Raw genomic sequence first — 14379 nt, 5'->3', positions numbered from 1 at the left:
AGCGGCGTGGTCTGCCGCAGTTCCTTTCACGCCGGCTCCTCGGCCGCCGGCGCCGGCCCGGAGTCCTTCCGGAAGAGTACGTAGAGGGCCGGCAGCACCAGAAGCGTCAGGACCGTCGAGGAGATGATGCCGCCGATGACGACGGTCGCCAGCGGCCGCTGCACCTCCGCGCCGGCGCCTGTCGCGATCGCCATCGGCACGAAGCCGAGCGAAGCCACCAGCGCCGTCATCAGCACGGGGCGGAGCCGCGTCACCGCACCCTCATGGACGGCCTCGATCACAGGCTTCCCTTCGTGCCTGAGCCGCTCGATGAACGCGATGATGACGAGGCCGTTGAGCACCGCGACGCCGGACAACGCGATGAAGCCGACGCCCGCGCTGATCGACAAGGGGATGCCCCGCAGGAGGAGCGCCAGCACGCCGCCCGTCAGCGCCAGCGGCACGCCGCTGAACACCAGAAGCGCGTCGGCAATGGAGCCCATGCTCATGAAAAGCAGCAGGAGCACCAGGGCCAGCGCAATCGGCACGACGATCGTCAACCGCTTGGTCGCGGAAACGAGCTGCTCGAACTGTCCGCCCCAGCCGATCCAATACCCAGCCGGAATCTTGACCTTTTGCGCGACAGCCTCCTGGGCATCGGTGACGAAGGATCGCAGGTCGCGGCCGCGGACGTTCGCCGTCACGACGACCCGGCGCTTTCCGTTTTCCCGGCTGATCTGATTGGGACCGGGTGCGACCTCGACGGCGGCGACGGAAGACAGCGGAATATAGCGCGGCGATGCGTTCGCCGAGCCAGTCGATGCGGTCCTTGTAAGCGACGGACTCTCCGGCACAGGCGGCAGCGATATCGGGATGGCCTTGATGGCATCGAGGTTGGCACGCAGATGCTCCGGCAGGCGGACGACAATATCGAAGCGGCGGTCGCCTTCGTAGAGCTTGCCGGCGGCCTTTCCGCCGACGGCGATCTCGACGATGTTCTGGACCTCTGCGACGCTGAGCCCGTAGCGCGACAGCGCTTGCCGGTCGAGCTTTACCGTCAAGATTGGCAGGCCGCCAACCTGCTCCGTCTTGACATCCGCAGCGCCCTCCATCCCGCGGATCACTGATTGCACTTGCTGCGCGACCCCGAGCAGAATATCGAGATCATCGCCAAAGATCTTGACGCCGACATCGCTGCGCACGCCCGCAATCAGTTCGTTGAAGCGCATCTGGATCGGCTGGGTCATGCCATAGGAACTGCCAGGCAGCGTGTTGGCGACACGCTCGAGCTCCTCGACGACATCAGCCTTGGGCTTGCCGGCATCCGGCCACTGACCCTTCGGCTTTAGGATAACGTAGGTATCGACGGCGTTGGGCGGCATGGGATCGTTGGCGATTTCGGCCGTGCCGAGCTTGGAGAATACGGTGGCGACCTCCGGTACCTGCTTCAGCGCATTTTCGAGCCGAAGCTGCATCTCGACGCTTTGGGTCAGGCTCGTTCCGGGTATCCGGATCGTCTCGATGATCACGTCGCCTTCATCAAGGCTCGGAATGAACTCTCCCCCCATGCGGGTTGCCGAGAGTAGGCTCCCGGCGATGATCAACACGGCGCCGACGGCGACGCTGCCTCGATAGCGGATCGCCTGATGCAAAAGCGGAACGTAGATGCGCTTCGCACCGCGCATGAAGATGTTCTCCTTTTCCGAGACCTTGCCACTGACGACGATGGCGATTGCAGCGGGCACGAAAGTGATGGAGAACAAGGCCGCACCAGTCAGCGCCATGAGCACTGTGAGGGCCATCGGCGTGAACATCTTGCCTTCGGTGCCCGTCAAGGTCAGCACGGGCAAATAGACGACAGCGATGATGAGCGTGCCGAACAGGCTCGGCTTGATAACCTCGCTCGCGCCGGCGCGGATCGTCTCCATCCGCTCTTCGAGCGAGAGCAGGCGTCCGCGCTGGTGCTGCTCCCGCCCGAGCAGCCGGAGGCAGTTTTCGACGATGATCACGGCGCCGTCGACGATGATGCCGAAGTCGATTGCGCCAAGGCTCATGAGGTTGGCGCTGACCTTGCTCTCGACCATGCCCGTGATCGTCAGCAGCATCGAAAGCGGGATGACGCAGGCGGTGATAATCGCCGCGCGGATGTTGCCGAGGATCAGGAAGAGGACGGCAATGACGAGTGCCGCACCTTCCAACAAATTCTTCTCAACGGTCTCGATCGTGGCTTCCACCAGATGCGTGCGATCGTAAACCGCCCGAGCAATAACGCCCTCAGGCAGCGACCTGGCAATCTGACGAAGCCTCACCGCGATTCTTTGGGCCACTGTTCGGCTGTTCTCGCCGATCAACAGCATCGCTGTGCCCAGCACCGTCTCCTTGCCATCGACGGATGCTGCGCCCGTCCGCAATTCCTTACCCTCGTCGACATCCGCCACGTCCCGAATGCGAACCGGTACGCCGCCACGCGAGCCGACCACGATGTCGCGGATCTCATCTGACGTCGCGACCTGACCGGGCGCACGGACGAGGTATTGCTCGCCGTTCTTCTCGATGTAGCCGGCGCCGACATTGGCGTTGTTCGTTGCAAGAGCCGTCAGGACGTCACGGAAGCCGAAGTTGTAGGCCATCAGCCGGCCTGGATTCGGGAGCACGTGGAATTGCCGTACGTAGCCGCCGATAGAATTGACTTCGACGACGCCCGGCACGGTTCGGAGCTGCGGCTTGATGATCCAATCCTGGATCGTCCTGAGTTCTGTCGGCGTGTAGTCCCTGCCCCCGGGCGCCTTTCCTGCCTCGGCACTCACCGTATAGGAGTAGATTTCGCCGAGACCCGTCGAGATCGGGCCCATCGCGACCTCAGTTCCAGGCGGCAACTGGTCCTTGACTTGCTGGATGCGCTCGTTGACGAGCTGACGTGCGAAATAGATGTCGGTGCCGTCCTCGAACACCACTGTGACCTGGCTCAGTCCGTATCGCGAGAGCGATCGCGTGTAGTCGAGCCTGGGCAATCCGCCCATCGCGGTTTCGATCGGAAAGGTGATGCGTTGTTCGGCTTCGAGCGGCGACAGACCGGGCGCGTTGGTATTGATCTGCACCTGGACATTGGTGATGTCAGGGACCGCATCGATCGGCAGACGCGTGAAATTCCATGCGCCGAAGATGGCCGCACAGAGCACAAAGAGGACAACCAGCCAGCGCTGACGGATCGAAAAGGCGAGGACCGCATCAATCATGATCGGCGTCTCCCTTGCCCATCTCTGCCTTCACGACAAAACTGTTCTCGGCGACGTAGCGCTCGCCGGCGGACAATCCGGCCCTGATCTCGATGGACTTGGGGTCGGATTCGCCGAGTTCCACGGGACGGGCTTCGATCTTGTCGCCTTCCTCGCGCACGAATACGACGGTCTTGTTTTCCAGCGTCTGGATCGCACCGGCCCGCACGGCGACCGCCACGGCCCGGGCGGCGAGTACCAGGCGCGCGGTCACGAAGAGGCCTGGTCTGAGACGTCCGTCGGCGTTCGGTAGCACCACGCGCGCGAGCGCGGTCTGCGTCTCGCTGATGCCGACGGGCGCGAGGTAGGAGATCTTGCCCTTGATCTCGCCCCTTCCGTCGTCCGGATCGATCAGCACCTCGTCTCCGATCCGGACGCGCCTGAGATCCTGACGGTAGATCGACAGGTCGACCCAGATCGTCGAGAGATCCGCGACGACGAAGGCCGGCTTTTGCTCGGAGACGTATTCGCCCAGCGAGATCTGCCGATCGATGATCGTGCCGCCGATCGGTGACTTGAGGTCGTACACGGTGAGGCTTTGGTTGCTCTCGATGGACGCCAGCAGCTCGTCCTTGCCGACGACGTCCCCGATCCGCCTCTTGATCGCACGCGCGATGCCCGGGAAGCGCGGGGTGACCTGAACCACGGTCTCCTGATTGGCGCGCAGCACACCGTTGAACGACAGTGTCTCGGTCAGGGTAGCCGGCCCGGCTTCGGCGAAGGTGGCACCCGCGGCCGCAAGCTTGACGTCGCTGATCACGATGCGGTCGGCCCCGTGCTCGTCCTTCTCAACGTGCTCGTTGCCCGCCTTCTCCTCCTTGGCCGCGTTGCCTTCCTGCTTCGCTGTCTGCTGGGTCGCTGCGGGTGCGTCCTTGGGCGTCAGCCAGCGATACCCGAAGGCACCTGCGGCGGCAGCGACCAGTGCGAGGACGATCGCGCTCGAATTTCTCATCGTGCGCTCTCCCGCGCCAGAGCGAAGGGGTTGCCGACGAGTCCTTCGATCGTGGCAACTGCGACATGGTAGTTCTGCAGCGCCTCCTGCTCGCGCAGACGCGCCTGGGTGACGTTGGCCTGTGCGTCGAGAACTTCGAGCAAGGTGAAGCGCCCGGCACCGTAGCCCTGTTCGATCTCGTTAGCGGCGGCTTGGGCCTTGGGGATGCCGGAGTCGCGAAGGATCGCAAGTTCCCGCAGCGAGCCCTGAACGTTGTCGTAGGCCCGCCCCGCCACGACGATCAGCGTGTTGCGGTTCGCCTCTCGCTCCGCCCGCGTCTTGGCGAGGCTTTCCTGAGCGGAGAGGATGTTGCCCTTGTTCTGGTCGAACACAGGGATCGGCACCGAGAGCGTCAACCGGACCGCGTCGTCGTTGGTCTCGTTGAAATGACGCCAGCCCGCAGCGAGACGGACGTCCGGATATGGCTTCAGACGCGCAAGCAGAAGCTCGGCGTTGCGCTGCGCGTAGATCGCGTTCCATCTCACCAGTTGCGGGTTCGCATCGATGGCGGCGATCACCGACTGGAACGAGGGCGCGCGCGTGGTCGCGTCCAGCCGTCCGGAGACGCTGGCGAACTTCGGCGAGGTATCGCCCATCAGGACCGCCAGTTCGCGACGCGCGCTCGAGAGATTGGCCTTGGTACGCTCGCGATCGGCCTTCACCAGCGCCGCAGCGACTTCCGCGCGGCCGGTCTCGGCGGGCGACGACGCGCCGGCGTCGACCCGACGCTGGAGCAGCGGGGTCAGACGCTCGAGGGCGGCGACCTGCTCGTCCAGAATCTGAATCCGCCGCTGCAGGCCCAGCACGTTGAGGAAGGCGATGGCCGTTTCCGACAGGATCTGCAGGCGTACTGCCTTGCGCTCGATGGCCGCGCCGTCGACACCCGCCTGGCCGGCCGCGATCCGCGCCTCGCGCTTGCCGAACAGCTCGAAGAGCTGGCTGATCTGCAGCGTCGTCTCGGCCGACTTCGTGCCGCGATAGATGCCCGAACCGAAGGAATTATCCTGTTCGTAGGACAGTTCCGGATTGAGGAGCGCTCCCGCCTGAATGCGCTGGCCGGTCGCGATCCCGATGTCGCGCTCAGCGGCGGTCAGACGCGGGCTGGTCGCAAGCGCGCGCTGCAACGCCGCCCCCATGTTGAGGCTCTGCGAATGCGACACCGCCGTCAGCCATGGGCTGACCAGCAACGCCATCGCGCACGCGAAACGCGTGACGCACTTGGAAAACATGGTGAAAACCTGACGAAAGACGGAATCAGGGCGCGATACGCCCAGCGGTCATTTTCAGGTCAGGGACTTCGGGGGCGGCGGGTCGATCCCGGGCGGCAAACCGCGCCGAGTGATCTGCAGCATGGGCACCACCTTGACGCTGGGCATCAGGGCTACCGCCGCAACTACGGGGGCCGGAACGGAGACGGAGAAACAGCCGTGACAATGATGGTCCGCCAAGGAGCCCTTGTCGGAATGACCAGCACCTTTTTCGGCAAGCGAGATGACGGATTTGGACGACGAATTCGTGACGTCCAAGTCGCACACGCCGTGCAGCACGCCAGCGATCAGGTACATCGCCAGCACGAAAATGGTCATCGCACCGCGCAGCGAGCGCGGCAACGCATGGCCAAATTTGAGGGCTGACTGGGTCACTCGGCGATTCCGGTTCATTGGCAGACAACCGAGTACCACGCAGTGCAGCGACGTGTCGACCCGCAATAGTGTAACGTCGGCGAGCAACCTGGACGCAATCGCGCGGGAGGCGGCGGCGCGAGCTGGAGGCCGTCAAGCTTCCGCCAAGAAAGCGCATCTCGGAACCGTCAGGAAAACTTAAGACGGCGCTGAGCGATCCCCTGTTCTACCGCCTGGTCGCCAAGCGCCCCGACGTGCTGAAGGCCGGCCGGGAGGGATCCAGGCCTTATCGGCGTGCCGAGGTCGAAGCTGCAGCGCGCAAGCTGATCTTCACGGCCGAAGTCGCCGAAAAGACCATGGAGCCGCTGCGCGGCGTCAGAAAGCTCCTCGCCGGGCTCGGCATCGAGCCTGTCGTCGCCCTCGAGGACAACAAGGATTTCGCCTACCACCGCGGCGCCGTCGAGCCCGTCCTCGAGACCTTGTTGGAAACGCGCAGGAAACGGCTGGCCGAGCTTCCGGAAGAGACCGACGATCCGCGAGTGAAGCTCATCCGCGCTGTCTTCCGCGACGGCCGGCCTCCCCGCCTGGTCGCCGAGGAGCTCGGCGTCACGTTCTCGCAAGTCAAATGGTGGATCGAGACCTGGAAATCGACGGGACAGACGACCGCAAAGAAGGGGCGCGGGACTCGCCGCTATCCCTTCGACGATCACCTCGATTTCGTCCGCGGTCGGATCAAGGCAAATCCGGACGTCACTCTTCGGGAGCTCACGGCCGCCTTGGCGACGCGCGGCTTCAAGTGCGGGCCTCACAGTCTGCAGGTCAATCTATCCCGTCATGGGATCGTGCTGAAGTCGGTGGTCGAAGCTCGCAGGAAGAACGGCCATGACAAGAACAAAATCAGTCATACGTCTGACTGAGTTGGGGTTAGGCTTCACGCGGCGACAGGCGCACCGTTTCTTCGCCGTCAAGAGTTCGGATACATCTTGGCGTCCAGAGTGGCCTCGAGCCAGTCGAGGAGACCACGCAGCTCGCCCGCGCGCTCCTTTCCCAGGACCTCGTCGGCCTCGCGGGGCTTCCATTCGGCTCCGAATGCCGTATCGCCGTACGACGTCATCTCGGCGACGAGAAAGTCGGCGTCCTCGTCCAGGAGGCCGCTGGTCCGCGCCAACGCCGCCACCTCGCCGAGCCCGCCGAACGACTCCGGAAGCCAGCCTTCCTTGAACTTGCTCGCGCCGTAGAGGTTCAGCAGTTCGTGCAGGCGCGGCGCCTTGCTTTCGATCCGAGCGCCGGCGAAGTTTGGCTCGATCCGGATCCCGACGGCTCTCGCCAGCTCATCGATCTCGTCGCGGCTGTCCGGATACGGGTTGGCGCCGGCGAACCCGACCGTGTAGGTCGGCGCGACCTGGCAAACCGCCTGCCGCAAGCGAGCGCCGGGGCCCGGGGCGACCACGATGATGTTGCCCTGGATCGCGCCTTCGATCGGATCGACGACCGCGTACATGAACCAGCGATGAGGGGCGGGCCGGCCCGCGTTGTCGGCGCGCTCGGCGGCGAACTGAACATGGACCGGCGTCTTCGAGGCCCGATGGGCGAACTCGGCCTGTTCAGGCGTCGTGATCTCGACCCACCGCGGGTCCCCGTGGCTCTCGGTGAGGATCGCGAAATTCAGCCTCTGAAATTCCTGCATCCGCGGCAGCACTCTGGTGTCCATGACCGGCCTCCCTCTGCTGGGAGGGACCTTACGGGCTGGTCCGGCAAGGCGGAATCCTTGGGGCCGAAAAATCTGGAAAAACAACGAACTACGAAATCGAGTCGTTCTTATCGTCGAAATGGGCGGATCGAGTCGTTCTTAAAGCCCAAATCGAGTCGGACCCAAAATGCGCGATCGAGCGAAATCAAAGGCTTGTGCGAGTCGTTCTTAAAGTGGACCAACATACGTGCGCTTTTCGTTCGCTGGCTGGATCGCGTTTGGCGATTTTCTCGACGGCGTCGGACAAATAGTCGGGATGGTGATGGCCATACGTATTGAGCAGAACCTCAAGCGACATGCCGAGATAGCCTGCCGCCTGCCAAGGGTCTGCCCCTCTCTGCATCAGCCAAGTCGCTGCGGTATGCCGCAATGTGTGAGGGGAAATACATGGTCCAAGCCCCGCGAGTCGCACGGCACTTTTGAATGCCGTCTTGACCGATTGAACCGGCTTGCCTTTGTATTCAACGAAATGCTTCGCCTCGGGATCGATCCGATGCCAACGCCGCAGGTGAGCAAGCAATCGCAATGGGATGGGAACCGTTGGCTGCCGCTTGTTGGTCTGCGAGGCTCCCTGCTTCAGACGGTAGTAGCGGCCGCGCTCCAGATCCACATATGAACGACCAAGGGCTGGTATAGGAGATGCGGCTGCGATGGCGCCGGCGCGAGTGCCGCTGTAGATTCCCAGTAAGATGAAACGAGCCAGATGCCGGAGTGGATGTTTGCTCGTTGGCACCTTTGTCTCGTCTAACGGCCGACGTGAGCCCTTCTGCATTTCGCGATAGCGCCAGCAAGTCCAGATTAATTTGGCCGCATCGTTGCGCGTCAGCCACTTATCTCTCGGCTGACCCTTCTCGGGCAAGGAGACCTTCACGATCTCTCTATGGTACCCCTCGGCTGCGTGGTGCCCGATGGCAGCACGGAGATCTTCGAGGTCTCGACGAGCCCCACCCTTTCTGCTACGATTCTTGGTGTAGGACCGGCATGCCTCACCATTGACCTCGCCAAGCATTTTTCCGCCCCACCAATCGTTTAGCCGCTCGATCCGCTTCTTGAACTTTCGGATGTCCGGGATGGAGTCTTCGTTTTCCGCGTCGACGCCGAAGCGACTGCGAAGTTTGTCTAGTTGGGCATCCAAGTAGATCGAGAGGACATCCGCGATCGGGATATCGTCTATATGGCAAATTCTTCGCTTGGGTATGTGCTTTGAGGTGATATAGTCCCTTAACTTTTCCTCCGCGGCTGCAATTTCATCTGGAGCGCAGCCTGTGCCGACATCCCGACCGTTGTCTCTGATGATCCAGGTTGCTTTATGGGTAATCTTTCCGTATTTGGTTCGACGCGCGGCTTTGAGCTGAAGTCGAGCCCCCTTGCTTCTCCGCGGCATAGCTCTCGCATCCGTTCAATGTGCGCCAGCGTCGTGAACTCCTTGCCGGCAATTCTCTCAACTACCAATCGGTGACGATCGCGCTCGCGTCGTAAGCCGGCGACCGTCATTCCGCCCAGAGGAAATGCGATCTTCACGGCGTCAGCAAGGCGAAGTGGGGTATTAGGTGTAATTTCAGGTTGCGTTCGATGTGACATCAACGCTTTTCAGCGTGCTTGTGAATGGGTTCCCAGTCATCATCGCAAAGGCAACTCCCGTAATACAGTTTGCGCTTCGTTTGTCGCGCAAATGAACGCATCCTCGCATTACTGAGCAGACCCGCGTAGTGGTTTCGTGATCAGCGAGGGCTTCTTGCTGAAACACTGCGACGGATAGATAGCATCCACTGAACCGAGCAGGCCTTATACTTGGGGCCGTCGTCTCATGCAGCGCGCCGAACGCCGCCTCGCCGAACGCGAAAGTCGAGCCGTCCGCACGCTTGCAGAAAGCGATTATCTGCTCAGCGTCGCCGACGAGACGCGGCTCGGCGCAGTCAGATTCCGCTGGGTTGGCGAAGACACCTTCCAGGCGCCGATCCGCGCCAGTGTACCTGCCCTGATCGAACTTGGCCGGCTGCTCCAGATCACGGAGCGCATTCTTCGGGACGAAGAAACGGACGAAGGCCTTCAGCTCATCTTCGCGCCCGGCTCCTCTCTGGGCGGGGGCCGCCGAAGGCGTCGGTCATCGACCAGCATGGCAACCTCTCCATCGCCAAGTTTCCAAAGGAGACCGACGACTACAGCATGGAGACGTGGGAGGAAATCGCGCTCCGGCTGGCGGAGCGGGCCGGCGTGACCACCCACAACACGAACTCATCGAAGTGGCCGACAAGGCAGTTATGCTATCGCGTCGCTTTGATCGCAACGGTGCGATCCGCATACACATCCTCTCAGCCATGACGACGATGGGCGCTAAGGACGGTGAGCGCGGCAGCTATCCCGAGATGGTCGACGCGCTCGCGCAGCATGGCGCGCAGGGAAAGACAGACGCCCATGCTCTCTATCGGCGCGTCGTCTTCGTGCTAATCTCGAATGTCGACGACCACGTGCGCAACCACGGCTTCCTGTGTTTCGGAAAGGCCGGCTGGGCGCTGTCTCCGGCCTATGACCTCAATCCAGTGCCAAGCGATGTGAAGGCGCGTGTTGACCACAAACATTGATCTGGATGAAGGCACTTGCTCGATCGATCTTCTAGAGGCGGCATCAGACTATTTCGGGTTGACGCTGGCGCAGGCTCGCGACGATCACCGCCACATGGCGCAACGTCGCCAAGTCAGCCGGTGCGCATTCGGCAGAGATCAACCGCATGGCAAGCGCGTTTGAGCATGACGATCCTCGGCGAGCGGTGGCGCTGTGACCAGAACGTCTATTCACGGCTTTGATCCACCAACGGCGAGCCCTGTCGCCCCTTTGGCCCCGTTGGTTTTTTTTCATCTGCGCAGGCCTCGCCAAGAGGAGGACATTGTTTGGTCTGGTCACCCACAGCAAGTTAGCCTCACCCGTGCGCGGCGCTTCTTGGCGGTTAGGACTTCACCGTCACGGACAAGGCGCCACGCCTTCTTGAGGGCGTCGGGGAACATGATCGCCGGCAGACCCATCGCGCTTTGATCGATTATCCTTTGGGTAGTCGCAAAAAAACATCGGTTGCCTATCTCGAGCGTGGCGCGTTCGGGCTTGCCGTAGCCGACTACCGATTGAGCGCAAAGTCGATTTCGACATCATTAACGGCCGCGGCATGAGCGGCGGAGCCCTACAGGCCGGCGACGTAGCTGAAGATTGCGCGCCGGGTCGTTGCGGCACTATCGAATTGATTCTTGCTGAAAGGGTCGGATAGATGTCTGATCGCGGCAGCGTAACCTTGGGGAGCGAGAATGATGGAGAACGCCCTCGACATTTATAAGGCTTATCCGACGCGATCACAGCTCAATCTGAGAGCGGCACAGTACGTGCGCATGTCGACACAACGGCAGCAATACTCGATTCAGAATCAGGCTGCAGTGATTGCATCATACGCGCACGCCCATGGCCTGACGATTGTACGGACCTATCGCGATGAGGGAGAGAGCGGTCTTCACATCAAGAACAGGGCCGGCCTTATCCAGCTCATCAAGGACGTTCAAACAGGGGAAGTCGATTTTGGTCATATTCTGGTTTATGACGTGAGCCGCTGGGGCCGCTTTCAGAACGTTGACGAGAGCGCGCACTACGAATTCGTCTGCAAACAGGCAGGCATCAATGTCGCGTATTGTGCGGAGCAATTTGATAATGATGGCAGCGTGCTCTCCAGCATCATCAAGAATATCAAGCGCGTAATGGCGGCGGAGTACAGTCGTGAGCTTTCGACCAAGGTCCACGCCGCGCAATGCCGGTTCGCTCGACTTGGCTTCAAGCTCGGAGGTCTCCCTGGCTATGCTCTTCTTCGAGAGCTTGTCGATCAGAGCCATCAGTCTCGGGGCGTGCTGAAGAAAGGGGATCAGAAGTACCTCGCGACTGATCACGTCCGACTACGGCCTGGCATCCCCGAGGAAGTAGCCGTGGTGAGGTGGATCTTCGAGCGGTTTCTGCAAGTAAAGTCGGAAGTGATTATCGCTCGGGAGCTAAACCAGAAGGAGATACTCACGAGCACAAGAGGTCGGTGGACGCGTGCAGCTGTTAACACGGTTCTTAGAAACGAGAACTACATTGGGAACCTGACGTTTAACCGTCGATCGCGCAAGCTACGGCGGAAGGCTATCTGCAATCCTCCCGAGCTTTGGATTACCAGCGAGGGATGCATCGAACCGATCATCGAACGCGACACCTTCCTCAAAGTGAAGAAGATCATTGAGGAACGGCGTGTCGACCTCACTGAAGAGGAGATGCTTGCCCGACTACGCAAAACGCTGGTCAAGGAAGGACGTCTGAGCTCTGCTATCATCGCTAGCGCGGTAGGCCTTCCCTGCCCCTCCACCTATCAGACTCACTTCGGCAGTATGACGAACGTGTATCGGCTAATCGGCTACACTCCGAAGCGAAACTATGAATTCCTTGAGTCGCGTCCGCTGTGGGCCGAACAAAAGGCCAAGCTCGGCTCGCAAATTGCCACGGTCATCCAAAAGGCCGGCGGCCGAACCGTCTCTCGGAAGGAAACGGGTTACTTGCGCGTAAATGGATCGGTCAACATCTCAATTCGAGTCGCCCTCTGGTGCGGAAGGCAAGACCGCGCGCCGTACTGGTCCATCAAGCGTGAGGAACGCTTGCCTCACGGGTGGATTGCCGCGGCCAGGATGGCTGAGCATAACAAATCGGTGCTTGATTACGTACTGCTGCGGACTGGCCAGAAGGTAAAACGAACTATGACGTTTTCTGAAAGGGCTCGCATTCGCCGTGGAATAGCTCGGTTCGAAACGGCTAATGCTTTAGCACGAGGCATCGTCAAGCAAGTAGTTGAGTCGGACCGTTCCTCCCGAGTGCCTTCCAGTAATCTATCGAGACCAAAGCAGCCCGCGGCCAAGAACCCTCATGCGCGGCGCTGATCGAACGCAAGTAAAAGACTTCCGCGAAGTAATGCTCTACAGTCTGATCAGCTTCGCCACGGCACCAGCAGCACGTTCGCTTCATCCGCAGATGTGCGATCGCGCCCGTACCGAAACTTCAGCTCCGCCATATTCGAGCGAGTAAGCAATTTGGAGAAACATCGCACTCCTCTCCGCACTGCGCGCGCACAACTGTCTGCGCAGACTCGATCATTTCTCTAAGACTGCGGCCAATGAAATCGCCCGAAAAAGAACGAGGGCTGAGTGCCCTCGCAGTTTGGGAGGAAGGGAAACATGTAGCTTCCAGGCGCCGTCATGACATCGTCGGCATCACGAATTCGGCACCGGCTCGTATTCCGGTTGGCCAGCGGCTGGTGACCGTCTTCATTCGGGTATTGAAGCGAACGCCTTCCGGGCCGTGCATGTGATGGTCGCCGAAGATCGATGCTTTCCATCCACCGAAGGAGTGAAAGGCCATCGGTACCGGAATCGGAACGTTGATGCCGACCATCCCCACCTTAATTTGATGGGCGAATTCCCGCGCAGCATCGCCATCACGTGTGAAGATGGACGTGCCATTGCCGAATTCGTGTTCATTGATCAGTCGCGCGGCTGCCGCGTAGTCCGGCGCTCGAACCACCGACAGCACAGGTCCGAAGATCTCTTCCTTGTAGATCTTCATGTTCGGTTTGACATGGTCGAACAGGGTTCCGCCCACGAAGAAACCATTCTCGTAGCCCTGCATCCTGAACTTGCGTCCGTCGACCAGCAACCTTGCGCCCTCTGCGACACCGGCATCGATATAGCTTCGGACCTTCTCCAGGTGTTGCTTCGTGACGAGAGGCCCCATCTCCGCTTCACGGTCGGTACCCGGCCCGACCTTCAGGCCTCGGACCTTGGGTTCGAGCGCGGAAATCAGCTTGTCTGCCGTGCCCTCGCCGACCGGCACGGCAACCGAGATCGCCATGCAGCGTTCGCCCGCGGAGCCGTAGGCCGCCCCCATCAACGCATCGACCGCCTGATCGATGTCGGCATCGGGCATCACGATCATGTGGTTCTTGGCGCCGCCAAGGGCCTGGCAGCGCTTCCCGGTGTTCGCGGCCGTCGAATAGATATACTGCGCGATTGGTGTGGAGCCCACGAAGCTGATCGCCGAGATATCCGGGTGATGCAGCAGCGCATCGACAGCTTCCTTGTCGCCTTGCACGACGTTGAACACACCGTCCGGCAGACCGGCTTCCTTCAGCCACTCAGCCATGACGAGCGACGCCGATGGGTCGCGTTCAGATGGCTTCAGAATGAACGCATTTCCGCAGGCGAGAGCGACGGGGAACATCCACATCGGAACCATGACCGGGAAATTGAAGGGCGTGATTCCGGCGACGACACCGAGCGGCTGGCGAGTGGAATAGCTGTCGACGCGGGTACCTACATTCTCCGTAAGTTCGCCCTTGAGGAGCTGCGGAGCGGCCGTGGCAAACTCGACCACCTCCATTCCGCGCTGAACTTCGCCCAGAGCGTCGGAGTGAACCTTGCCGTGCTCGGAGACGATCACGTCGGCAAGCTGACCCGCGCGATCCTCGAGGATCCGCAGAAAGCGATTGAGGACGCGTGCACGCCTGAGAGGCGTCGTGTCGGCCCAACCCTGTGCCGCCCTGTTCGCAGCAGATACCGCGTCTGCCACCACCGCCCCATTGGCAGCCACGACACGGCCCGTCTGCGCGCCCGTTGCCGGGTTGAAGACCGGAAAACTACGTTCGGTTCCTCCCGAGACCTGCTTGCCATTGATGAAGTGATTGATCTGCGTGACCACGAACGTCTCCTT

9 protein-coding genes and 1 pseudogene are annotated in these 14379 nt (G+C 61.3%); 3 read left to right on the top strand and 7 right to left on the bottom strand.

Annotated features, from left to right (window positions below; genetic code table 11):
* Nucleotides 1-26 precede the first annotated feature (26 nt).
* Genes XH98_RS37365 through XH98_RS37350 form a run of 4 tightly spaced genes read right to left on the bottom strand, consistent with a single transcriptional unit; the run spans nucleotide 27 to nucleotide 5888 of the window.
* Nucleotides 27-3215, bottom strand: a complete 3189-nt coding sequence (locus tag XH98_RS37365) for an efflux RND transporter permease subunit (protein WP_271600941.1) — start codon at nucleotides 3213-3215, stop codon at nucleotides 27-29.
* A complete protein-coding gene (gene ihpB / locus XH98_RS37360; protein WP_271621519.1) occupies nucleotides 3208-4206 on the bottom strand; it encodes a divalent metal ion exporter adaptor subunit IhpB in 999 nt (332 codons plus the stop codon). Before ihpB ends, XH98_RS37365 begins: the two co-directional genes overlap by 8 nt.
* Nucleotides 4203-5474 carry a divalent metal ion exporter subunit IhpA gene (gene ihpA, locus XH98_RS37355; RefSeq protein WP_271600939.1) on the bottom strand — a complete coding sequence of 424 codons (1272 nt, stop codon included), beginning with the start codon at nucleotides 5472-5474 and terminating at the stop codon, nucleotides 4203-4205. Before ihpA ends, ihpB begins: the two co-directional genes overlap by 4 nt.
* Before the next feature lie 54 nt (nucleotides 5475-5528).
* On the bottom strand, nucleotides 5529-5888 hold the full coding sequence (locus XH98_RS37350) for a hypothetical protein (protein WP_271600938.1): 360 nt from the start codon (nucleotides 5886-5888) through the stop codon (nucleotides 5529-5531).
* 233 nt (nucleotides 5889-6121) lie between these two features.
* Here XH98_RS37350 and XH98_RS37345 point away from each other — a divergent pair, with 233 nt between their 5' ends.
* On the top strand, nucleotides 6122-6784 hold the full coding sequence (locus XH98_RS37345; RefSeq protein ID WP_271600937.1) for a hypothetical protein: 663 nt from the start codon (nucleotides 6122-6124) through the stop codon (nucleotides 6782-6784).
* A gap of 47 nt (nucleotides 6785-6831) precedes the next feature.
* On the opposite strand, the gene XH98_RS37340 is transcribed toward XH98_RS37345, so the two are convergent.
* Both XH98_RS37340 and XH98_RS37335 read right to left on the bottom strand, forming a co-directional pair.
* Nucleotides 6832-7566 carry a hypothetical protein gene (locus XH98_RS37340; RefSeq protein ID WP_271621518.1) on the bottom strand — a complete coding sequence of 245 codons (735 nt, stop codon included), beginning with the start codon at nucleotides 7564-7566 and terminating at the stop codon, nucleotides 6832-6834.
* Between the two features lie 196 nt (nucleotides 7567-7762).
* Nucleotides 7763-9001, bottom strand: coding sequence for a tyrosine-type recombinase/integrase (locus XH98_RS37335; protein ID WP_271600935.1), 1239 nt, complete (start codon nucleotides 8999-9001; stop codon nucleotides 7763-7765).
* A 393-nt stretch (nucleotides 9002-9394) separates the two neighbouring features.
* Here XH98_RS37335 and XH98_RS37330 point away from each other — a divergent pair.
* Together XH98_RS37330 and XH98_RS37325 are read left to right on the top strand one after the other, a co-directional pair.
* Nucleotides 9395-10396, top strand: a pseudogene (locus XH98_RS37330) (type II toxin-antitoxin system HipA family toxin); the annotation flags it as partial.
* 514 nt (nucleotides 10397-10910) lie between these two features.
* Nucleotides 10911-12554 carry a recombinase family protein gene (locus XH98_RS37325; RefSeq protein ID WP_271600934.1) on the top strand — a complete coding sequence of 548 codons (1644 nt, stop codon included), beginning with the start codon at nucleotides 10911-10913 and terminating at the stop codon, nucleotides 12552-12554.
* Between the two features lie 313 nt (nucleotides 12555-12867).
* On the opposite strand, the gene XH98_RS37320 is transcribed toward XH98_RS37325, so the two are convergent.
* The gene (locus XH98_RS37320; protein WP_271600933.1) at nucleotides 12868-14367 is read right to left on the bottom strand and encodes a CoA-acylating methylmalonate-semialdehyde dehydrogenase; all 1500 of its coding nucleotides are present in this window, start codon (nucleotides 14365-14367) and stop codon (nucleotides 12868-12870) included.
* Nucleotides 14368-14379: the final 12 nt, after the last annotated feature.

The sequence above is a fragment of the Bradyrhizobium sp. CCBAU 51745 genome, assembly GCF_028128715.1.
GTDB classification, from domain to species: Bacteria; Pseudomonadota; Alphaproteobacteria; order Rhizobiales; family Xanthobacteraceae; genus Bradyrhizobium; species Bradyrhizobium manausense.
The sequence above is the reverse complement of the archived record's forward strand: the minus strand, read 5'-3'. Positions and strand labels throughout refer to the sequence as shown.

Bases quoted from the DNA above. Each gene is read 5' to 3' on its own strand.
- XH98_RS37335 (WP_271600935.1), bottom strand. From the start codon at position 9,001: ATGCCGCGGAGAAGCAAGGGGGCTCGACTTCAGCTCAAAGCCGCGCGT.
- XH98_RS37325 (WP_271600934.1), top strand. From the start codon at position 10,911: ATGATGGAGAACGCCCTCGACATTTATAAGGCTTATCCGACGCGATCA.
- ihpA (WP_271600939.1), bottom strand. From the start codon at position 5,474: ATGTTTTCCAAGTGCGTCACGCGTTTCGCGTGCGCGATGGCGTTGCTG.
- ihpB (WP_271621519.1), bottom strand. From the start codon at position 4,206: ATGAGAAATTCGAGCGCGATCGTCCTCGCACTGGTCGCTGCCGCCGCA.
- XH98_RS37365 (WP_271600941.1), bottom strand. From the start codon at position 3,215: ATGATTGATGCGGTCCTCGCCTTTTCGATCCGTCAGCGCTGGCTGGTT.